General features: G+C 44.7%; 19 protein-coding genes. 13 read left to right on the forward strand and 6 right to left on the reverse strand.

Going from position 1 to position 19,069, the window contains the following annotated elements; genetic code table 11:
• The first annotated feature begins 266 nt into the window (after positions 1-266).
• Positions 267-2,486: a DNA topoisomerase IV subunit A gene (gene parC / locus CDG60_RS01880; protein WP_087513550.1), complete on the forward strand. Its 2,220-nt coding sequence runs from the start codon at positions 267-269 to the stop codon at positions 2,484-2,486.
• Positions 2,487-2,633: 147 nt separating this feature from the next.
• Entirely contained in the window at positions 2,634-4,304 is a 1,671-nt protein-coding gene (locus CDG60_RS01885) for an AMP-binding protein (RefSeq protein ID WP_087513551.1), read from the forward strand.
• Positions 4,305-4,339: 35 nt separating this feature from the next.
• Here the strand turns inward: CDG60_RS01885 and CDG60_RS01890 are convergent, their stop codons facing one another.
• On the reverse strand, positions 4,340-4,726 hold the full coding sequence (locus CDG60_RS01890) for a hypothetical protein (RefSeq protein ID WP_087513552.1): 387 nt from the start codon (positions 4,724-4,726) through the stop codon (positions 4,340-4,342).
• Between the two features lie 102 nt (positions 4,727-4,828).
• On the opposite strand from CDG60_RS01890, the gene CDG60_RS01895 reads away from it, so the two are divergent.
• Both CDG60_RS01895 and ppa read left to right on the forward strand, forming a co-directional pair.
• Entirely contained in the window at positions 4,829-5,227 is a 399-nt protein-coding gene (locus CDG60_RS01895; protein WP_087513610.1) for an MAPEG family protein, read from the forward strand.
• Positions 5,228-5,345: 118 nt separating this feature from the next.
• Positions 5,346-5,882 carry an inorganic diphosphatase gene (gene ppa / locus CDG60_RS01900; RefSeq protein ID WP_087513553.1) on the forward strand — a complete coding sequence of 179 codons (537 nt, stop codon included), beginning with the start codon at positions 5,346-5,348 and terminating at the stop codon, positions 5,880-5,882.
• Positions 5,883-5,978: 96 nt separating this feature from the next.
• Here the strand turns inward: ppa and CDG60_RS01905 are convergent, their stop codons facing one another.
• On the reverse strand, positions 5,979-7,304 hold the full coding sequence (locus CDG60_RS01905; RefSeq protein ID WP_087513554.1) for an OprD family outer membrane porin: 1,326 nt from the start codon (positions 7,302-7,304) through the stop codon (positions 5,979-5,981).
• 343 nt (positions 7,305-7,647) lie between these two features.
• Between CDG60_RS01905 and CDG60_RS01910 the strand changes: the two genes are divergently transcribed.
• The gene (locus CDG60_RS01910) at positions 7,648-8,388 is read left to right on the forward strand and encodes a TorF family putative porin (RefSeq protein WP_227542909.1); all 741 of its coding nucleotides are present in this window, start codon (positions 7,648-7,650) and stop codon (positions 8,386-8,388) included.
• 477 nt (positions 8,389-8,865) lie between these two features.
• On the forward strand, positions 8,866-9,639 hold the full coding sequence (locus CDG60_RS01920) for a TorF family putative porin (RefSeq protein WP_087513557.1): 774 nt from the start codon (positions 8,866-8,868) through the stop codon (positions 9,637-9,639).
• A 70-nt stretch (positions 9,640-9,709) separates the two neighbouring features.
• Here CDG60_RS01920 and CDG60_RS01925 read toward each other — a convergent pair whose 3' ends face one another.
• Together CDG60_RS01925 and CDG60_RS01930 are read right to left on the reverse strand one after the other, a co-directional pair.
• Positions 9,710-11,197, reverse strand: coding sequence for a YifB family Mg chelatase-like AAA ATPase (locus CDG60_RS01925; protein WP_087513558.1), 1,488 nt, complete (start codon positions 11,195-11,197; stop codon positions 9,710-9,712).
• A gap of 67 nt (positions 11,198-11,264) precedes the next feature.
• Positions 11,265-11,492 (reverse strand): accessory factor UbiK family protein, encoded by a 228-nt coding sequence (locus CDG60_RS01930; RefSeq protein WP_087513559.1) that lies wholly within the window; start codon positions 11,490-11,492, stop codon positions 11,265-11,267.
• Positions 11,493-11,769: 277 nt separating this feature from the next.
• On the opposite strand from CDG60_RS01930, the gene glnK reads away from it, so the two are divergent.
• From glnK to CDG60_RS01965, 7 genes are all read left to right on the forward strand, one after another.
• Positions 11,770-12,108 (forward strand): P-II family nitrogen regulator, encoded by a 339-nt coding sequence (gene glnK / locus CDG60_RS01935; protein WP_004650081.1) that lies wholly within the window; start codon positions 11,770-11,772, stop codon positions 12,106-12,108.
• A gap of 57 nt (positions 12,109-12,165) precedes the next feature.
• The gene (locus tag CDG60_RS01940; protein WP_087513560.1) at positions 12,166-13,554 is read left to right on the forward strand and encodes an ammonium transporter; all 1,389 of its coding nucleotides are present in this window, start codon (positions 12,166-12,168) and stop codon (positions 13,552-13,554) included.
• 139 nt (positions 13,555-13,693) lie between these two features.
• Positions 13,694-14,161, forward strand: a complete 468-nt coding sequence (gene nrdR, locus CDG60_RS01945) for a transcriptional regulator NrdR (RefSeq protein ID WP_087513561.1) — start codon at positions 13,694-13,696, stop codon at positions 14,159-14,161.
• 60 nt (positions 14,162-14,221) lie between these two features.
• Positions 14,222-15,310, forward strand: a complete 1,089-nt coding sequence (gene ribD, locus CDG60_RS01950; protein WP_087513562.1) for a bifunctional diaminohydroxyphosphoribosylaminopyrimidine deaminase/5-amino-6-(5-phosphoribosylamino)uracil reductase RibD — start codon at positions 14,222-14,224, stop codon at positions 15,308-15,310.
• Positions 15,307-16,611 carry a DNA adenine methylase gene (locus CDG60_RS01955; protein ID WP_087513563.1) on the forward strand — a complete coding sequence of 435 codons (1,305 nt, stop codon included), beginning with the start codon at positions 15,307-15,309 and terminating at the stop codon, positions 16,609-16,611. Before ribD ends, CDG60_RS01955 begins: the two co-directional genes overlap by 4 nt.
• 100 nt (positions 16,612-16,711) lie before the next feature.
• Complete coding sequence (locus tag CDG60_RS01960) at positions 16,712-17,371, forward strand: riboflavin synthase (protein ID WP_087513611.1); 660 nt, start codon at positions 16,712-16,714, stop codon at positions 17,369-17,371.
• A 108-nt stretch (positions 17,372-17,479) separates the two neighbouring features.
• Positions 17,480-18,025: a VTT domain-containing protein gene (locus CDG60_RS01965; RefSeq protein ID WP_087513564.1), complete on the forward strand. Its 546-nt coding sequence runs from the start codon at positions 17,480-17,482 to the stop codon at positions 18,023-18,025.
• Positions 18,026-18,084: 59 nt separating this feature from the next.
• Here CDG60_RS01965 and CDG60_RS01970 read toward each other — a convergent pair whose 3' ends face one another.
• Both CDG60_RS01970 and blhA read right to left on the reverse strand, forming a co-directional pair.
• Positions 18,085-18,291 carry a hypothetical protein gene (locus CDG60_RS01970; protein WP_087513565.1) on the reverse strand — a complete coding sequence of 69 codons (207 nt, stop codon included), beginning with the start codon at positions 18,289-18,291 and terminating at the stop codon, positions 18,085-18,087.
• Between the two features lie 140 nt (positions 18,292-18,431).
• Positions 18,432-19,064 carry a cell division protein BlhA gene (gene blhA / locus CDG60_RS01975; protein ID WP_087513566.1) on the reverse strand — a complete coding sequence of 211 codons (633 nt, stop codon included), beginning with the start codon at positions 19,062-19,064 and terminating at the stop codon, positions 18,432-18,434.
• Positions 19,065-19,069: the final 5 nt, after the last annotated feature.

Raw genomic sequence — 19,069 nt, forward strand, 5'->3', positions numbered from 1 at the left:
ATTAAATACATCGCCATCCATGATGTCTGAATCAACGTATCTGTTGCTGTCCGGATGTAGCATCTGAAACCACGTTGGACGGGTATCAAAATTATCAGTTGCTCATTTCATCAAAAATGGATAATTTTACGGCAGTAGGAACATCTGAAGACGCAAATTGTCGTTGTGTTGTGTGCTTATACTTGTATAGGTGAAGCTGGCGACTTAGCATAAGAACGTAGAAATAATATTACTTAGAACGAATTGATTCAGGATAACAGGTTGTTATGACAAGCCTTGCGCATCAAGCAACGGAAAACCGTTCCGTAGCCGAATTTACCGAACAGGCTTACTTGAACTATGCCATGTACGTGATTATGGATCGTGCATTACCGCATATCAGTGATGGTTTAAAACCTGTTCAGCGACGTATCGTCTACGCCATGAGTGAACTGGGCTTAAAGCCAAGTGGAAAGCCGAAAAAATCAGCACGTACTGTCGGTGATGTACTGGGTAAGTACCATCCGCATGGTGACTTAGCCTGTTATGAAGCGATGGTATTGATGGCACAGCCATTCAGCTATCGCTATCCATTTATTGAAGGTCAGGGTAACTGGGGTTCACCGGATGATCCTAAATCATTCGCTGCAATGCGTTATACCGAAGCTAAACTTTCACAATACAGTGATTTACTGCTTTCAGAACTGGGTCAAGGCACTTGCGACTGGCAGGATAACTTTGACGGAACCATGAAAGAACCGGTCAGTTTGCCTGCGCGGGTACCCAATATTCTGTTAAACGGTACAACGGGTATCGCAGTTGGTATGGCAACGGATATTCCACCGCACAATTTGCGTGAAGTGGTGAAGGGTACGATTGCCTTAATCCGTAAACCTGATCTGAGTGATGAAAAAGTTGCAGAATACATTCCGGCACCGGATTTACCGACCCGGGCTGAAATTATTACGTCACCAGAAGAATTACTGAAAATACAGACCACGGGGCGTGGCAGTTATCGTACCCGTGCGATTTACACAATTGAAAAAAATGAAATTGTGATTACTGAACTGCCTTATCAAGTATCCGGTTCAAAAATTATCACTCAGATTGCAGACCAGATGCAGGCAAAAAAACTGCCACTGGTGACAGACCTGCGTGATGAGTCGGATCATCAGAATCCGACCCGACTGGTGATTGTGCTGCGTTCAAGCCGGATTGATGCAGAAGCGGTCATGAGCCATCTGTTTGCAACGACTGATCTCGAATCAAGCTATCGTGTCAACATGAACATGATCGGTGCTGATGGTCGTCCGCAGGTTAAATCCATCCGTAAAATTTTACTGGAATGGATTGAAATCCGTAAAAATACGGTCACCCGTCGTCTACAGTATCATCTGAATAAAATTGAAAAGCGTTTACACATTCTTGGCGGTTTAATCATTGCTTATCTGAACATTGATGAGGTGATCCGAATTATCCGTGAAGAAGATCAGCCTAAACCAGAACTTATGTCACGTTTTCATATTGATGAAATTCAGGCAGAAGCCATTCTGGAACTCAAGTTGCGTCACCTGGCAAAACTTGAAGAAATGGAAATGCGCCGTGAACAGGAAGAACTGGAAGCGAAAGCTGCCATTATCCGTGAACAGTTAGCCAACCCTGAATCTTTAAAATCCCTGATTATTGATGAATTAAAAGAGGTGGCAAAAAACTTTGGCGATGACCGCCGTTCTCCGATTGTACAGCGTGCAGAAGCGACAGCCATCAGTGAACAGGATTTAATGCCTGCCGAAGCGGTGACCGTTGTGCTTTCAGAAGCTGGTTGGATCCGTGCTGCCAAAGGACATGATGTGGATGCTGCCGGTCTGAATTTCCGTGCGGGCGATCAGTACTTAAGTTCAGCACAGGGCAAGACCAATCAGAAAGTTTATATCCTGGATGAAAGTGGACGCAGCTATGCACTTGCCATCAACAGTCTGCCTTCTGCCCGTGGTCTGGGTGAACCTTTAAGTTCAAAGCTTTCTCCGGCAAGCGGAGTCGGCTTTATGCAGATTCTTGTGGAGGAAGATGAACAGGAAATCATTGCGGCAAGTTCAGCAGGCTATGGTTTTAAAACTCAGGCAAAACAGCTGGATACCAATGCAAAAGCAGGTAAAGCATTCCTGACCGTCCCTGATAATGCTCAGGCACTGAACTTACAGGTCGTCAAAGACAGTACGCATCTGGCAGTCCTGAATGGAACGGGCAGGCTGCTGCTGATTGATCTTGAAGACTTACCCGTGCTGAATAAAGGCAAAGGTAATAAGTTGATACAACTGGAAAGTGATGACCAGGTGATCGACATGATAACGTTGAACCTGAATGATGTGGTACAGATTGTTGCTGGACAGCAACAGCTTAAACTCAAAGGGGATGATCTCCAGAAATATATCGGTAAAAGAGCAACTAAAGGTCAGCTCCTACCACGGGGATATCAAAAAGCAAATAAACTGTTGATTCAAAGATAATAGTAGCGTTTTTTGAGCAAAATACGTTATATATGATCATATTCGTGAAAATGGATGAGATGCAGCGCATATACAAGCAAAAAATGACGCGCTGCATTGAAAAAAACAGTTGAAAACTAAGGATTATTGATTGGAGAGATAGGCGTTATGGAAAAGATCTGGTTTGCTGAATACCATAAGACAGGGATTCCGGAGACTGTTGAATTACCGGCAGAAAATACATCACTTGTAGATATATTTGAGCGTAATTTCCAGAAATTTGGTTCACGTGATGCCTTTATCTTTATGGATAAAGTACTGACATTCAGTGAACTGGAAGAAGCAAGCCGTAAATTTGCGACATATCTTCAAAGCCTGGGGCTGGCAAAAGGATCGCGTGTTGCGGTGATGATGCCAAACGTATTGCAGTATCCTGTGGTTGCACTGGGGGTGTTCCGTGCAGGACTGGTACTGGTTAATGTGAACCCACTGTATACTTCACGTGAACTTGAACATCAGTTGAATGACTCAGGTGCAGAAGCACTGGTTATTGTTGAAAACTTTGCAACGGTATATCAGGCAATTATTGGTAAAACACCTGTGAAGCATGTTGTTGTCGCTTCTGTGGGTGATATGCTGGGTACTTTAAAAGGTACACTGGTGAACTTTGTTCTGCGCTCTGTACGTAAGCAGATTCCAGCGTGGAGTATTCCAGGACATGTGAAGTTCAATGCTGCAATGTCCAAAGTCAGTGCAAACAATTATAAGCGTCCAAGTCTGACTTTAAGCGATACGGCTGTTCTACAGTACACAGGTGGTACAACAGGTGTTTCCAAAGGTGCTGAGCTGACACATCGTAACCTTGTTGCGAACCTGCTGCAGTGTGACGGTATCTTCCAGAGCAAATTCGGTAAAGCTGATGGCGAAAAAGATGACCGTATTTTCTGTGCACTGCCGCTTTATCATATCTTTGCATTCATGGTCTGTGCCATGTACGGCATGTACAAAGGTCAGGCAAACATTCTGATTCCTAACCCGCGTGATCTACCTGCGGTGATTAAAGAATTACGTAAATATCAGCCATCGTTCTTCCCAGCGGTCAATACACTGTTTAATGCACTTGTGAACAATGAAGAATTTAAACAGTTGGATCACAGCAAGCTGAAAATGGCGATGGGTGGTGGTATGGCGGTATTGCCATCGACTGCTGAAGCATGGAAGAAAGTAACGGGAACCAACATTATTGAAGGTTACGGTCTTTCTGAAACTTCACCTGTTGCAACGGCAAACCCGCCTGCTTCAGAAGAGTTCAGCGGTACAATCGGGATCCCATTGCCACTGACTGAAGTTGCGATTCTGGATGATGCCGGTAATGAAGTTGCACTGGGTGAGCAGGGTGAAATTTCGATCCGTGGTCCTCAGGTCATGAAAGGTTACTGGAACCGTCCTGATGAAACAGAAAAAGTCATGTTCAATGGCTATTTCCGTACAGGCGACATTGGTGTCATGAATGACCGTGGTTTCGTGAAAATTGTAGACCGTAAAAAAGATATGATTCTGGTCTCAGGTTTCAACGTATATCCAGCCGAAATTGAAGAAGTGATTGCGAAACATCCAAAAGTGCTTGAGGTTGCAGCCATTGGTGTACCTGATGAAAAATCAGGTGAGGTGCCTAAGCTGTTTGTTGTGAAGAAGGATCCTTCTTTAACAACTGAAGAAGTACTTGAATATGCTAAAGAAAACCTGACTGGCTATAAACGTCCACGTTATGTTGAATTTATTGATGAATTACCAAAATCCAATGTAGGTAAAATCCTGCGTAAGGACTTACGTAAATAAATCAGATATAAAAAAAGCGCCATAAGGCGCTTTTTTTATGACTTACTTTTCAGAAACCAGCGGTCAATATAAGGTCGTCCGATAGCAACAATGCCCAGAAAGATAAACATGGTGCCGAACTGGCGGCTGAAGCCTGAAATATTAAAAGAGCCATAACTCAGAAAATTATCAATCAGACAATAAACCAGAATAAAAACAACCCATTGCCCAACTGCCATGTTTTTGATGCCTGTGGCAATAAAAGCAATCCACAGGACAAAAAAAGTGAAAACAGTAGACCATACATTCAGGTTGGCGCAGATCACGGTCAGTAAAAAAGCCATAACAGGCAGTACAAACTTCAGAATACGATCCACCTGACGCTGACTTTTGTGCTGCTGTTCCAGCACATCAAACATTTCCTTCTGATCAGGACTAAGCATGATGAATCTCTTCCTCTGGTTATAAAAACACTATATTTAACAAAATTTATTAATGAAATGCCATGCTATGATAGTGCAGAAATTGTTGAAGAGACAGAATGGATGCAAAGTATCAGCGGAATCATATGGCTAATCATCATTGCCTGTCTGTTGCCTTATGTATTTACAGTCATTGCAAAAATGGCGGGTGGATTTAAACCGGCAGATAATCAGAACCCGCGGGATTTTCTGAGTAAAACAACGGGTCTGTCCGCACGTGCAAATGCAGTCCAGCAGAACAGTTTTGAAAGCCTGCCTTTATTTATTGCCTCTGTGCTGATGGCTGAATATATGGTGGTTCCACAGATTGTGGTAATGACCTTCGGTATTGCCTACATTGTGTTGCGTGTGCTGTATGGCATCTGTTATCTGGCAAATCTTGCAACCCTGCGCTCTGTGATCTGGATGCTGTCTTTGTTATGTCCGATCTGTCTGCTGATCATGGTGATCAAACTGACCTAAGTTCAGACCGGTGAAAATACTTTTTTAATGTCCAGGATGTATAATTCCGGCGACATAACCAGAAAACCGCTATAATTGTGCCGGTTTAAATCAGATTTAATTTGTTAAAGAGTATCCTATGAGCTACAGCAATATCCCTGCGGGTAAAGATGCACCTAACGACATCTATGTAATTATTGAAATTCCTGCAAATGCAGCGCCAATCAAATATGAAATTGATAAAGATTCTGATGCGTTATTTGTAGACCGTTTCATGGGTACTGCGATGTTCTACCCAGCGAACTACGGCTATGTTCCAAATACACTGTCTCTTGATGGTGACCCACTTGATGTACTGGTTGTAACTCCACATCCCGTAGAACCAGGTTCGGTAATCCGTTGCCGTCCAGTGGGTAAACTGAACATGGAAGATGACGGTGGTGTGGATGCAAAACTGATTGCAGTACCACATGACAAATTAACACCGCTTTATAAAGATGTTAAAGAATATACAGATCTGCCTGAATTACTGATTAAACAGGTTGAACATTTCTTTGCTCACTATAAAGATCTTGAAGCTGGAAAATGGGTTAAATTAAGCGGTTGGGAAGGTTCTGAAGTTGCAAAACAGGAAGTTCTTGATTCAATCGAAGCTTATAAAGCTGCAAATAAATAATTCCCTCGCGGAACTGGAAAATGATCTGAAACAGAATGTTTTCCATAAAAAAACCTGCACACTGTGCAGGTTTTTTTATGCCTGATACTATGGAAATCAGAAGAATTTCACAGGGATATCAAGGAAAATACGCCATTCATTGGTGTCACCGATGTATGTATTTTCATATGCATCGTTTGCACGATAGATGGAGTTACGTAAACGTAAGCTGGCATCTTTGGCAAAACCGGACTGAACTGTATATTTGACCTGGTTGAAGAATTCCTGCTCTTTGCCTTCATCGGCTGTGCCGGCAACATTGATATCCCAGCCATAGACATATGCAGTGGTCCAGTTCAGACCAGGAACACCTAATTTACCCAGGTCCAGGCTGTACTGTGCCTGTACAGATTTTTCATGGTTACCAATAAAGTCTGAAAGGTAAGAGTTTGGCAGGTAAACACTCTGGAAACCATCCGCATTCTGACCATAGTCATAGCCAACATTTCCTGTGTTCTGCTGGTAAGCTAACATCAGATTATGTGCGCCAGTATTATAGCTACCTGATACCGCCCAGATATTATTGGTTTTTTCAAAACCTGCAATACTCGTTGTTCCATAGTCAGGAGCAACTTCACCTGTTGCAGAATACGTGACCGCATTTTTGTCAAATTTAGTGTGATAACCACTGAAATCGAGTGTCAGTGAGCTGTCATTGGCAAGCGGCTGCTTGAAGTTCACATTTACATAGTGACGTTCAAGTTTGTTTTTGGAATCGAGACCAAAGTAGGATGCATTTAACTGCTCATCAAACTTATATTTTCCACCCCATACAATCGCGCTGTCCAGACGGTTTTTATCTGTTGAAATCTGATCAGACATCTGGTTTTTAGTAAATTTACCGGCAGTCAGTTCAAGACCGTAAATTTCACGGCTGGTTGCAAGTACACCTTCAAAATATTCAGGAACCATACGGCTTGTATTGCTGGCAAGAACCGGCAGATCTAAAATCTGAGTACCATAGCGAACGTCAGTGTTCGAAATACGGGCTTTTACATTTGCACCACCACGTGCCCAGTGATCGTAGGCATCAACACGGCCTTTTGCATCTTTCTGACCATTGTTGTGCAGTGGAATCATGTTGTTGCCAGCATGATTGTTGTCACCGATTTTAAATGATCCATCGCCAACAACACCTACACCAAAACCGACAACACCCTGAGTATAACCAGAGTCTAAATCGAAAATAGCAGACTGAGCGGTGGAACGGGTGTCTGCTTTGCCATGTTTCTTATCGCGGTCAACAAAACCTGTACGGAACAGTACGGATCCTTCAGCATCTTCTACAAAGCCTTTGGCTTCACTCTGTTCGCTGGCGTATACAGTGGAGATTAATGCGGCATTAATTAAAACTGCCAATGTAAGTTTGCTTGCTTTCAGCATGGGACTGCCTCAAAAAAAGGGATAATTTGCAATATTTGTTTTTACTGAACGGTCAGGTCAGGAAATGGATAAATTGTATAAGTTATCTCATAAAAAGGTACAGTATTTTTGGAAGATTATTTCAATAATATGACGTGCGGTTTGTACTTATTTTTCATTAATTTAGATAATAATGAGAATACATAAGCTTTCTGAGCTTTAATTTTTTATTTAAAAAGATGAAATGTATTAGAAAAATCAATCATATTTTGATGAATAGTTTTTACCATAAGTTTTATTATTCAGTACAATTCGGCTTCTTTCTGAGTCTGACCCTGAAGCTATGTTCTCTCGAATTTCCCAATTGTTTTTAGCAGCTACTTTTTCTGTTCCTGCGTATAGTGTCTGGGCTGATGAGCCTGATACAGGCAACAGCTTTTCTGGTAACGTGGGTGTTGTATCCCAATACGTATACCGTGGCGGTGTGGAAAATGATGATATGGCTGTTCAGGGTGGTGTCGAATATGCGCATAAAAGCGGAGTGACACTGGGTTACTGGGGGTCAACATTGGGTTATGATCCTGCTGACGATGCAAAGAACCGTGGGTTTGAACACGATCTTTATGTGGCTTATGACCATGATTTTGCCAAAGACTGGAAATATCATGTGCAGACAACAGCTTATTATTATCAGGACAGCGGCAGACTGGTGTCTGAAGAGGGTGAACGCCGTAAAATCACAGGCTATGATGTGATGGGTTATGTGGCATATAAAGACCTGAGTGTCGGTGCAACGGTTCAGTTGAACAATGCCACTTATGCCAATGCCGGAGATGTGTATTTGAGTGCGGTTTATCATCATCCTTTAAAATATGACATGACGCTGAACACCTCAGTGGGTGCATATATTTACAATGATGCTCACGATGACAGCTTTATACAGACTGAAAAAGACGTTGTTTTCAATGAAGCACGGGTGGGAGTGAGTAAGGCCTTTTCCGATACAGGGCTGACTGCCAGCCTGGATTATGTGGTGGGTGGTCAGGACCGACTGGGTGACGATTTTGATAATCATATGGTCGCAGGATTGAATTTCAGTTTCTGAATGATTTTAAAGACTTAAAAAGTGCATTTTAAAAATGCACTTTTTTAATGCGTAAAATTTAATCACAAAACAAAAAATGCCGAATTATGGAGCGTAACTGCCCCCGCAGTTTCATCCGGTTTTTCTTATCTCTGCTTACAGATATTACATTTAATTTATGCCAGACCCCGGGTTGTAAATGGCATTTTTATGCAGCATTCAAGCACACTGCTATGCGCTGTTATATGACAGTTTGCCGGTTGATGTTCCTGTTGTATCTCTATATTCAGACAGGCTGGTCCAGGCGGTGCTCTGAACAGCTTTGGTTTTATCTGTGCAGGGAAAAGATAATTTTGAATATAAGTTGTTGTTTTGATGGTTATTTAAATTTTTTATTCGGATGCAGTCATAAGCTGGCACAGCAATTGCTGAACAGATATCGGAATCATTAAATTTCAGCAAAACAAATACACATCAAACGATGGGGGAGTTATCAAGATGAAATTATCCACTCAGGCATTTTCTGTTGCTGTTCTTAGCTGTATGACTGCTGGCACTGCCATGGCAGCGGAAGATACAGCACTGTCTCAGATGGGACTGAGTTTCAGCGGTTCAGCTGCTGCAACTTCTGACTACCGTTTCCGCGGTATTACTCAGACACAGTCCGATCCTGCTGTTCAGGCAGGTTTCACACTGGCACATACCTCAGGACTGTATGCAGGTGCATGGGGTTCCAATGTCAGCTTTGGTTCGGACTCTCCATCGCTGGAACTAGATCCTTATATTGGTTACAGCACTACTTTAGAGGCGATCGGGAGTAAACCTGTTCTTGATGTGGGTGTCTGGTATTACAACTATCCAGGTTCAAGCGATCTGAACTGGGCAGAACTGTACGGTAAGCTGACTTTCAAAAATGCGGTTGCTGAAGGAGACAGTATTCTGACCAACATCAACTATACCAACGACTATGCAGGGGTCAAAGCGGACAGCTGGAATGTCAATCTCGGTTATAGCGTACCTTTTGGTGCTACAGGTTTTGGTGGTGTGTTTGGTGTGGGATATACCACGGTGGACGAAGACAAATACAGCTTCAATGGTGATGACAACTATGTGGACTGGAAAGCAGGCGTGACCTATGGCTTTAAATCTGTTTCAGGTTTAAGCGCAGAACTGGCTGCAATTGGTACAAATACTGAGACAGCAGGTCTAACTCATGCTCAGAAACGTGCAGTTGAAACCGGTGCAGTATTTACACTGACCAAAGCATTCTGATCAGACTGAATATCTAAACAGGAAAGGGCGACAGTATTGTCGCCCTTTTTTATGCTTTAAGCCTGCCTGATCAGGATTGCTGACCTCTGTAGGACAGTGCTTCAGAAAGGTGTGAACTCTGTATCTGTTCTGAACCTGCAAGATCTGAAATGGTGCGGGCGACCCGTAAAATCCGATGATATGCTCGTGCCGATAAATTCAGTCTCTGTTGTGCCATTTCCAACATTCTGGCTGAAGACTCATCCAGTTGAGCATGTTTTTCCAGTAGCTGTGGTGACAGGTTCTGATTCAGAAAACCTTGTCTTTGCATCTGCAGTTCATAAGCCTGAGTAATTCGGTTGCGCACGGTTTCTGAGTTTTCGACCGGTTTATTGTCCTGGAGTTCGTGGGCTTTTAAGGGAGGTACATCAATATGCAGATCTATGCGGTCAAGTAAAGGACCTGAAATTCGGTTCTGATAGCGTTTGATGGATTCAGCCGAGCACTGACAGCGCACATCCTGATTAAAGGCATAACCACATGGGCAGGGGTTCATGGCTGCAATCAGCTGAAAGTTTGCAGGAAAGGTGATCTGGCGGGATGCTCTTGAAATAACAATTTCCCTGGATTCCAGTGGTTGACGCAGTACTTCCAGCACTTTGCGGTCAAATTCAGGTAATTCATCCAGAAATAACACACCTAAATGTGCAAGGGTAATTTCTCCAGGTTTTGGATGTGATCCGCCTCCAACCAGTGCAATGGCAGATGCTGTATGGTGTGGTGCTCTGAATGGACGTTGCCCGAAAGTGTGTGGCGTACTGGCAATGGAGTAGATACTTGCCACTTCCAGATTTTCCTGTGCTGTCAGTGGAGGCAGGATGCCTGAGAGTCTGGACGCGAGTAATGTTTTCCCTGTACCGGGAGGTCCTTTAAATAAAATGGAATGTCCGCCTGCTGCTGCAATTTCCAGTGCCCGTCGGGGACGCAACTGACCTTTAATATCAGCCATATCAAATTTACAGGAAGGCTCTGCCCTTATCTCTGGAGATGCTGTGGCGCTGATTTTGTGCATTTCAAGGAAATGCTCACAGACCTGACGTAAATGTGCAGCCGCATAGACCTGCAAGGCAGGCAACTGGGCAGCTTCTGGTGCATTTTCAGAAGAAAGCATTAAATGATGTTCTGCCTGAAGGCATGCCATGGCAATGGTTAAAGTACCCGAGACAGGACGTAAATGACCATCCAGTGCCAGTTCTCCAATGAACTCAAAACCATCTGTTACATTTTCAGGCAGTTGCCCTGAAGCAATCAGAATGCCCAGTGCGATGGGCAGATCAAGTCTGGAACCATCTTTGGGCAAATCCGCCGGTGCCAGGTTGATGGTCAGGCGTTTTGCCGGAAACTGAAAACCACTGTTGATGATGGCAGAGCGCACACGGTCTTTACTTTCTCTGACCGCTGCCTCAGCCAGCCCTACAATGGTCAGAGAGGGCAGACCCTGACTGAGATGAACTTCAACTTCAATAAGCGGGGCATGCAGCCCCAGCAATCCCCGGGTATGAATTTTTGCGAATGACATTATTATTGTTCCATTTTTGTGCGCATTTTTTAATCATTATGCGTCTTTTTATGCACCTTTCTGGTGCTTATTTATTGTTCTGAATTTTACTTTCGAGCGTTTCAACCAGTTGAGCCAGTTCCTGAAGTCGTTGGGTCGCTACATTCAGAGCAGTGCGCTGACGTTCGATTTCTTCACGGGATACCAGATCCATTTTGCTGACGGCTTCATTCAGTAAAGCACGTACATTATGTTCCAGATCTTTCTTTGGCTGATCCACCTGTTCAAGAATCGCCTGTAATAAGGTTTCAATCATTTTTTAAGCCTTGAATTGAAATAAGTTTGCGCAGTGTATCACCGCTCAGAGCCGCTCGGACAGTGTTTCAGTTTAAATATGGTTTCGTGTTTATAACAGTGTTAAGGAATCCAGTAAAAATGTCTAATATTAATGATTAATCTGCTTTAAAACGGATAAAATAGGTTATAAAGAAAACTCATGTACAGGAAATCTGTTTTCCCCCGACCTCAGATATTTCTGGCATGAAATTTGAACATAAAACCTTACTGGTGAAAGAAGCCGAAGGAAAACACACATGAAGCTCGTAACTGCAATTGTAAAACCCTTTAAACTGGATGATGTTCGTGAAGCATTGTCTGAGATTGGTGTTCAAGGGATCACCGTAACAGAAGTCAAAGGATTTGGTCGTCAGAAAGGTCATACAGAACTTTATCGTGGCGCTGAATATGTTGTTGATTTTCTTCCTAAAGTAAAAATTGAAATCGCGATCAGCGATGAAATGGTGGATTCAGTTATCGAATCAATTACCCGTGTTGCAAGCACAGGCAAAATTGGTGATGGCAAAATCTTTGTCACTAATCTGGAGCAGGTCATCCGTATCCGTACTGGTGAAACAGGTGCAGATGCCGTTTAACTGGCACGAAGTTTGCTGAGTATCTAATAACTCAGAAAAACAGGTTGGGGGATACGAATGAAAAAAATGCTTTTCGCGCTGAGTCTGTCCGGCGCATTATTAGGTGGTTCTGTTGCATGGGCTGAAGAAGCGGTTACGACACCGGCTTCTACTGCTGATGCAGTGGTCGTTGAAACAACTGTAACTGACGTACAGCCAGTTGCTGTTCCGGCTGCTGCTGAACAGGCACCCGCAGAAGAAGCACCCACTCTTGATACAGGTGATACAGCCTGGATTCTGATTTCCACAGCACTTGTACTGCTGATGACCATCCCGGGTCTGGCATTGTTCTATGGTGGTATGGTTCGTAAGAAAAACGTTCTCAGTACCATGTCACACAGTTTTGTTGCCGCAGCAGTGGTAAGTATTGCCTGGATCGTGATTGGCTATTCTCTTGCCTTCGGTCAGGGAAATGCCTTTATCGGCAGCCTGGACAAAGTCATGCTGTCTGGTATTACGACTGACGCACTGACAGGCACTATTCCTGAAATTCTCTTTGTTGTATTCCAGATGACGTTTGCCATTATCACGGTTGCGATTATCAGTGGTTCAATTGCCGAACGTATGAAGTTCAGTGCCTTTGTTGCCTTTATTGCAGTCTGGGTTGTAGTTGTCTATGCCCCGATCACGCACTGGGTATGGGGTGGAGGCTGGTTAGGCAGCGATGGCGCACTGGACTTTGCTGGTGGTACCGTGGTTCACATCAACTCGGGTGTGGCAGGTCTGGTCGCAGCTTATATGCTGGGCAAACGTATTGGACTTGGACGTGAATCCATGGCACCTCATAACCTGACACTGACTGTACTGGGTGCAAGTCTGGTCTGGGTTGGCTGGTTTGGATTTAACGGTGGTTCTGCACTGGGTGCAAATGGTTCTGCTGCCTATGCCATGATTGTGACTCAGGTCGCTGCTTCCGCTGCTGCAATTTCATGGTTGATCACTGAAAAAGTGATTCGTGGTAAAGCTTCTGTGCTGGGCGCAGCTTCTGGTGCTGTTGCAGGTCTGGTGGTGATTACGCCAGCAGCCGGTTTTGTCACTGTCGGTGGTGCACTGGCAATGGGTCTGATTGGTGGTGTGGTCTGTTTCTGGGGTATTTCTGCACTGAAACGCATACTCAAAGCCGACGATTCACTGGATGCATTTGGTCTGCATGGCGTAGGCGGTATTGTTGGGGCAATCCTGACAGCGTTCTTTGCCAGCGAATTTATTATGGGCGATAAAGCACCGGTCAGTGTTGCACATCAGTTATGGGTACAGGTTGAAGGTGTTCTTGCAACGATTGCCTACTCAGCAGTCCTGACATTTATTATTCTGAAAGTGATTGATCTGATTATTGGTATCCGTGTGACACCTGATGATGAGCGTATGGGTCTGGACTTAAGTCAGCATGGTGAACGTGTAGAATAAAAGCTGAAAAGTATTATCAATATATTGTGTAAAACAGTCCTTCGGGGCTGTTTTTTTTCCATATCCAGCGAAAGTCTCTACAAAATACATTATTTTTGCTACACTCTGAGTTCAGTACAATTTGTTCAATTAAACCGCTATGCATTGTCCATTTTGCAACGCAGCAGACAGTAAAGTGATTGACTCCCGTCTGGCGGCTGAAGGCTGCCAGATCCGTCGACGCCGTGAATGTACGAGCTGTGGTGAACGATTTACCACCTTTGAAAGCTATGAAGTGGTCATGCCCCGTGTGACCAAGTCAGATGGTAAAAATGAACCGTTTGATGAGGCAAAGTTACGCCGTTCACTGATGCATGCCTTGCAGAAAAGACCTGTGACTCAGGAGCAGATTGAAACGGTGCTGAGCGATATTCAGTTACAGATCCGCCGTCTTGGAGAGCGTGATGTCCGTTCACGTACCATTGGTGAGATTGTCATGCAGTCACTGTTTGCCCTGGATCATGTTGCTTATGTACGTTTTGCATCGGTTTATCAGGATTTTCAGGATGTTGAAGCCTTCCGCAGGCAGATTGAACAGATGCAGCACCACCGTGGTGTACAGGATTAATTGTCAGCGTGATTTTAAAGAAACAGCTCCCATCTTCTTATATTTTTGATCAGGATTATTATGTCTGAGCTGAGTCAGGATCAGTTGTGGATGCTTCAGGCTGTGGCTGAGGCAGGCAAAGCGATTTATCGAACCCGTCCTAATCCTGCTGTGGGCTGTGTGATTGTCCGTGATCATGTGATTGTCGGGCGTGGTGCAACTGCACCGGTCGGTGGTTCACATGCTGAAGTTTTTGCGCTGCGTGAAGCCGGAGAACTGGCACGTGGTGCAACGGCTTATGTCACACTGGAGCCATGTGCGCATTTTGGGCGCACGCCACCTTGCGCAAAAGCACTGGTCAATGCTGGCCTGGCAAAAGTTGTGATTGCCTGTTCAGATCCAAATCCACTGGTGGCAGGTAAAGGCGTACAGATTTTGCGTGACGCGGGTATAGAGGTTCTAACAGGTGTCTGTGAAGAACAGGCAGCGGAGCAGAACAAAGGTTTTTTAAAAGCGATGGCGACAGGACGACCGTATGTCCGGCTCAAAGTTGCTTCAAGCCTGGATGGTCGAACAGCGATGGCTTCAGGAGAGTCAAAGTGGATCACTGGAGCGCAGGCGCGCAGTGATGTTCAGCACTGGCGGGCAATTTCTGGCGCTGTGATCACAGGCATTGAAACCGTTCTTGCTGATGACTGTCAGTTAAATGTACGTGCGCTGGATGCCGTGGAAGATATATCTTCGATTGTGCAGCCTGTGCGGATTGTACTGGATCGTAAAGGACGTTTGCCATTCAATGCAAAACTGATGGAACATCCTGAAACATTGATGGTGATGGGTCCTTATCGTCAGGACCTGGAAGATGCGGGTGTCATCCAGCTGGAAATTCAGTCACTTGAAAGTCTGCTGTCGCTGCTGGTTCGTGAGTATCAGATCTATGATGTGCTGGTGGAAGCAGGTGCAACATTATCCACGGCTTTTCTGCAGCAGAAACAGGTTGATGAAATGATCAGCTATGTCGCACCGACCTTTTTAGGTCAGTCAGCACGTGCAATGTTCAATGCGGATTTCAGCCGCATGGCAGAGCAGCTCAGGTTTAAGCTGGTACAGGTCACACAGCTGGGTGATGACGTGCGCTTAAAACTAATACCTTTTCAAGAGTCAGTATGAATTCAGAGTCAACCTCTTCGGTTTATCACAAACGTCGTCATGCCGCTCGTACGACAGATGAATATCTTTTCCATCAGCTGGTTCCTTATCTGGGCAACAAGCGTCGTTTACTGCACCTGATTCTTGAAGCACTTGAAATCACAGGCACCCTGCATACAGGGAAGAAACGTGCCCCGATCTTTGCCGATTTCTTTGCGGGCAGTGGTGTGGTGTCACGGCTTGCCCGTCAGAATGGCTATCGTGTAATTGCTAATGACTGGGAACCCTATAGCCATGCATTGAACCATGCTATTCTGGCAGGTACAGAAGCACCTGCGTTCAATGAACTGGGTGGCTATCAGAAAGCCATTGATTATCTGAACCGTCTGCCTGAAGTAAAAGGGTGGGTGACACATAACCTGTGTCCACGGAATGATGAAATCTATGACCCTGCAAAAGACCGTCTGTTTTTCAAACGCCGTAACGGGATGCGTATCGATGCGATCCGTCAGCAGATCGCCACCTGGCAGGCGCAGGGTGCGATTGATGACGTTGAAATGAGTGCATTACTTGCGCCATTACTTTATTCGGCAAGTTTTGTCAGTAACACCAGTGGTGTATTTAAAAGTTTCCATCACGGGTGGGGGGGGAAAACACAGACTGCACTTGAACGGATTGAATCACTGCTGTGGCTGACCCCAAGCCGTTTCTGTGAAGTGGGTGAAAACCAGCAGAAAAATCCAATGGCTGAAATGTGGTGTGTGGATGCACAGCATCTGGCCAGTCAGATGAGTGGTTTTGAAGTGGATGTGGCTTATCTTGATCCACCTTATAATCAGCATGCATACAGCAGTAATTATCATGTGCTGAACTCTCTGACACTGTGGGATCAGGTCGATCTGCCAACACCGGATACCAAAGGTTTTAAAAGTGGTATTGACCGCGCATGGCGAAAAGAGCGTCCGAGCCCTTATAATTCGTCCAGATTTGCACAGGAAGCGTATGAAAAACTGCTTTCAACCATTAATGCACGTTTTATTCTGACCAGTTATTCCACTGATGGTAATATTGAAGCAGCTGATCTGCTGAAAGCAAACCTCGAGCGTGGTCGTGTGACTCTGCTGACTCAGGATGTGCCACGATACAGAGTCAGTAAGCAGCGTCAGTCTGAACGGGCACGAGTGCTTGAGTTTATTGTGATTACAGATACGCATGCGAAATCTGGACCGCCATTAAGACAGTTGCTGGGTCAGCTTTATCATTTTGCTGAATTGGGTGGTGTGGACACCAGTGGCGTCAGCACACAGCTGGCACTCTGGTAAAACCGGCTGTACTGAGCGTATGGCTTGATCAGAGTGAAACGGATAAATTCAGAAATTTCCTTTCTGTGAAATGGAAAGGGCAGAGGGCAGAGGGCAGTTTATGTTTACAGGTATTGTTGAAAGTCTGGGTAAAGTGGAAAGCCTGCAGAATGTCGGTGGTGATATCCGCCTGCGTATACAGACCGATCTGGATATGTCCGATGTACACCTGGGCGACTCAATAGCGACCAACGGCATCTGTCTGACCGTCATTGACTGGGGCAGCAACTGGTATGCGGCAGATGTCTCCAGGGAAAGTCTGAACCGTTCCACACTGGGCAGCTGGAAAGCTGGACAGGCGGTTAATGTGGAAAAGGCAATGTTGCCGACTACACGTTTCGGTGGACACATTGTCAGTGGCCATGTTGATGCTGTTGGTGAAATTACCGTTGTACGTTCAGATGCACGTTCACTGTATTTTGAAGTGACTGCACCTGCTGAGATTGCACGTTACCTGGCAGAGAAAGGTTCGGTGACTGTGGATGGCATCAGCCTGACGATCAACCATCTGCGTGGCAGTGTGATCAGTCTGAATCTGATACCGCACACCGCTGAACGAACCAATATCGGCAGCTGGAAAGCAGGAACAAAAGTCAACCTGGAAGTGGATGTGCTGGCACGCTATATCGAACGTCTGTTGATGGGAGATAAAGCCGCTGAAGTGACACAAGCTTCAAAAATCAGTATGGATTTCTTGGCTGAAAATGGCTTCCTGAAGTAAAAATTATTAAAATAATGAACAGTCTGATTGAAAATCAGGCTGTTTTTTGTTTTTATGGGGCTGTTTTTAATTTTATGCAGATGAAATGCTTCAATCGGATTTTTGATTATGCTTGATTTTATGCTGCATATGGATCAGTGGTTACCTGTTTTACTGGATCAGTACGGTATCTGGATTTATGCAATTCTGTTTCTGATCATTTTTGCTGAAACAGGCTCGGTATTTATGTTTTTTTTACCGGGCGACAGTCTGTTACTCGCCATTGGTGCGATGTGTTCAACGACAGACGTGGTCCATCTGCACTATATGGGTATTCTGCTGCTGTCGGCTGCGGTACTTGGTTATATTGTCAATTATTATACGGGGCAGATACTGGGGTTGAAGTTTTTCAACCGCTATAACCGTTTTTTTAAGCCAGAATACATGGTGAAGACCAATCACTACTTCACTAAGCATGGCGGAAAAACCATTATGGTTGCCCGGTTTGTTCCTTTTGTCCGTTCATTTGCACCGTTTGCCGCAGGTGCTGCCCACATGCATGTTGCAACATTTATGTTTTATAACCTGATGGGTGCTGTGGTCTGGATCGGTGGTTTACTGACCGTCGGTTATGGGCTTGGAAATGTGCTTGGTAGCCTGATTGAGCTGCTTTAACCTGGAGCAGTTAAAAAAGCCCACTGATTACAGTGGGCTTTTTTAATATCGGGAGGATATCAGTGTTTGATGACGGTCAGTGTTGGGTTGGCGCGTTGCTCAGTTGATGAAACAGAAAAGCTGCCACTCTGAGATTCACGTGAGAGATAAACAGAAAGTGATTGAAAGTCAGTACGACTGATCATCAGATCCTGAGCGCTGACAATCCATTGTTCACCTGTTGCTAATGCGGAAATCTGTGTTGAAAGTCTGTTCAGAATATCCATGATTTCTTCCTTATTCAGTCAGAGAAAGCCCTGATACCCGTCCTGTTTTTTACAGACTCAAAGTATGGGCATGAACATCATGTGACATTTGTATTTCATTTTGATGACACGGATTCATTCTGCTTTATAAAAAAAAGAGATCAGCTTTGCTTTTTATCTTCTGAGAGACTGGAGTTTTTCAGAATAAAAGCAATTTCTTCCTGAGCAGCACTGTGCAGTCGGGCACGGAAGACAGTAACAGCCTGTTCAATCAGGCTTTCTGCTTCCAGTTCAAGCCGTAGTTTAACGCTTTCCAGTTCAGAGAGGATTTCATGGTCTGATATTGCCAGGCGGGTTTTATCAAAACTGACCGTGCCATTGGCTGGGTTCTTGTGATAGCGTGCTGTATAGGTCTGAATTTCATTATCGAGTGAGCGTCTGATCAGTGCCAGTGTCTGTGCCTGTTCATTGAACTGGCGCTGCTCATCCTGCTGGAGCTGTCTGGCATAAGCCGCTTGCTCATCACGCTTTTCCTGAAGTGAACGTTCCAGTTCCTGCTGACGGCGTATGCGGGCTTCTTCAATCAGCTGAGCTTTGCGTTCAGCGTATGCCTGCTCTATTTTCTGCTCAGAACGGTGCTGTTGCTGTTGATCGTATGCGACCCATTTCTGTATATCAGATTCTGGATGCAGAACATCACAGATGCGGTGAAGGTCATCAATAAATGCCTGACGTACAGCTTCAGGCGCATCGAGCCAGCGCTGTTTAAAATCCTGACCGACATTTAATGCCACCGCAT

Origin of the sequence: Acinetobacter chinensis (assembly GCF_002165375.2) — a bacterium.
GTDB lineage: Bacteria > Pseudomonadota > Gammaproteobacteria > Pseudomonadales > Moraxellaceae > Acinetobacter > Acinetobacter chinensis.

Bases quoted from the DNA above. Each gene is read 5' to 3' on its own strand.
- CDG60_RS01905 (WP_087513554.1), bottom strand. From the start codon at position 7,304: ATGCTGAAAGCAAGCAAACTTACATTGGCAGTTTTAATTAATGCCGCA.
- CDG60_RS01895 (WP_087513610.1), top strand. From the start codon at position 4,829: ATGCAAAGTATCAGCGGAATCATATGGCTAATCATCATTGCCTGTCTG.
- CDG60_RS01940 (WP_087513560.1), top strand. From the start codon at position 12,166: ATGAAAAAAATGCTTTTCGCGCTGAGTCTGTCCGGCGCATTATTAGGT.
- ribD (WP_087513562.1), top strand. From the start codon at position 14,222: ATGTCTGAGCTGAGTCAGGATCAGTTGTGGATGCTTCAGGCTGTGGCT.
- CDG60_RS01970 (WP_087513565.1), bottom strand. From the start codon at position 18,291: ATGGATATTCTGAACAGACTTTCAACACAGATTTCCGCATTAGCAACA.
- CDG60_RS01930 (WP_087513559.1), bottom strand. From the start codon at position 11,492: ATGATTGAAACCTTATTACAGGCGATTCTTGAACAGGTGGATCAGCCA.
- CDG60_RS01920 (WP_087513557.1), top strand. From the start codon at position 8,866: ATGAAATTATCCACTCAGGCATTTTCTGTTGCTGTTCTTAGCTGTATG.
- CDG60_RS01960 (WP_087513611.1), top strand. From the start codon at position 16,712: ATGTTTACAGGTATTGTTGAAAGTCTGGGTAAAGTGGAAAGCCTGCAG.
- CDG60_RS01965 (WP_087513564.1), top strand. From the start codon at position 17,480: ATGCTTGATTTTATGCTGCATATGGATCAGTGGTTACCTGTTTTACTG.
- nrdR (WP_087513561.1), top strand. From the start codon at position 13,694: ATGCATTGTCCATTTTGCAACGCAGCAGACAGTAAAGTGATTGACTCC.
- CDG60_RS01890 (WP_087513552.1), bottom strand. From the start codon at position 4,726: ATGCTTAGTCCTGATCAGAAGGAAATGTTTGATGTGCTGGAACAGCAG.
- CDG60_RS01885 (WP_087513551.1), top strand. From the start codon at position 2,634: ATGGAAAAGATCTGGTTTGCTGAATACCATAAGACAGGGATTCCGGAG.
- CDG60_RS01925 (WP_087513558.1), bottom strand. From the start codon at position 11,197: ATGTCATTCGCAAAAATTCATACCCGGGGATTGCTGGGGCTGCATGCC.
- ppa (WP_087513553.1), top strand. From the start codon at position 5,346: ATGAGCTACAGCAATATCCCTGCGGGTAAAGATGCACCTAACGACATC.
- glnK (WP_004650081.1), top strand. From the start codon at position 11,770: ATGAAGCTCGTAACTGCAATTGTAAAACCCTTTAAACTGGATGATGTT.
- parC (WP_087513550.1), top strand. From the start codon at position 267: ATGACAAGCCTTGCGCATCAAGCAACGGAAAACCGTTCCGTAGCCGAA.
- CDG60_RS01955 (WP_087513563.1), top strand. From the start codon at position 15,307: ATGAATTCAGAGTCAACCTCTTCGGTTTATCACAAACGTCGTCATGCC.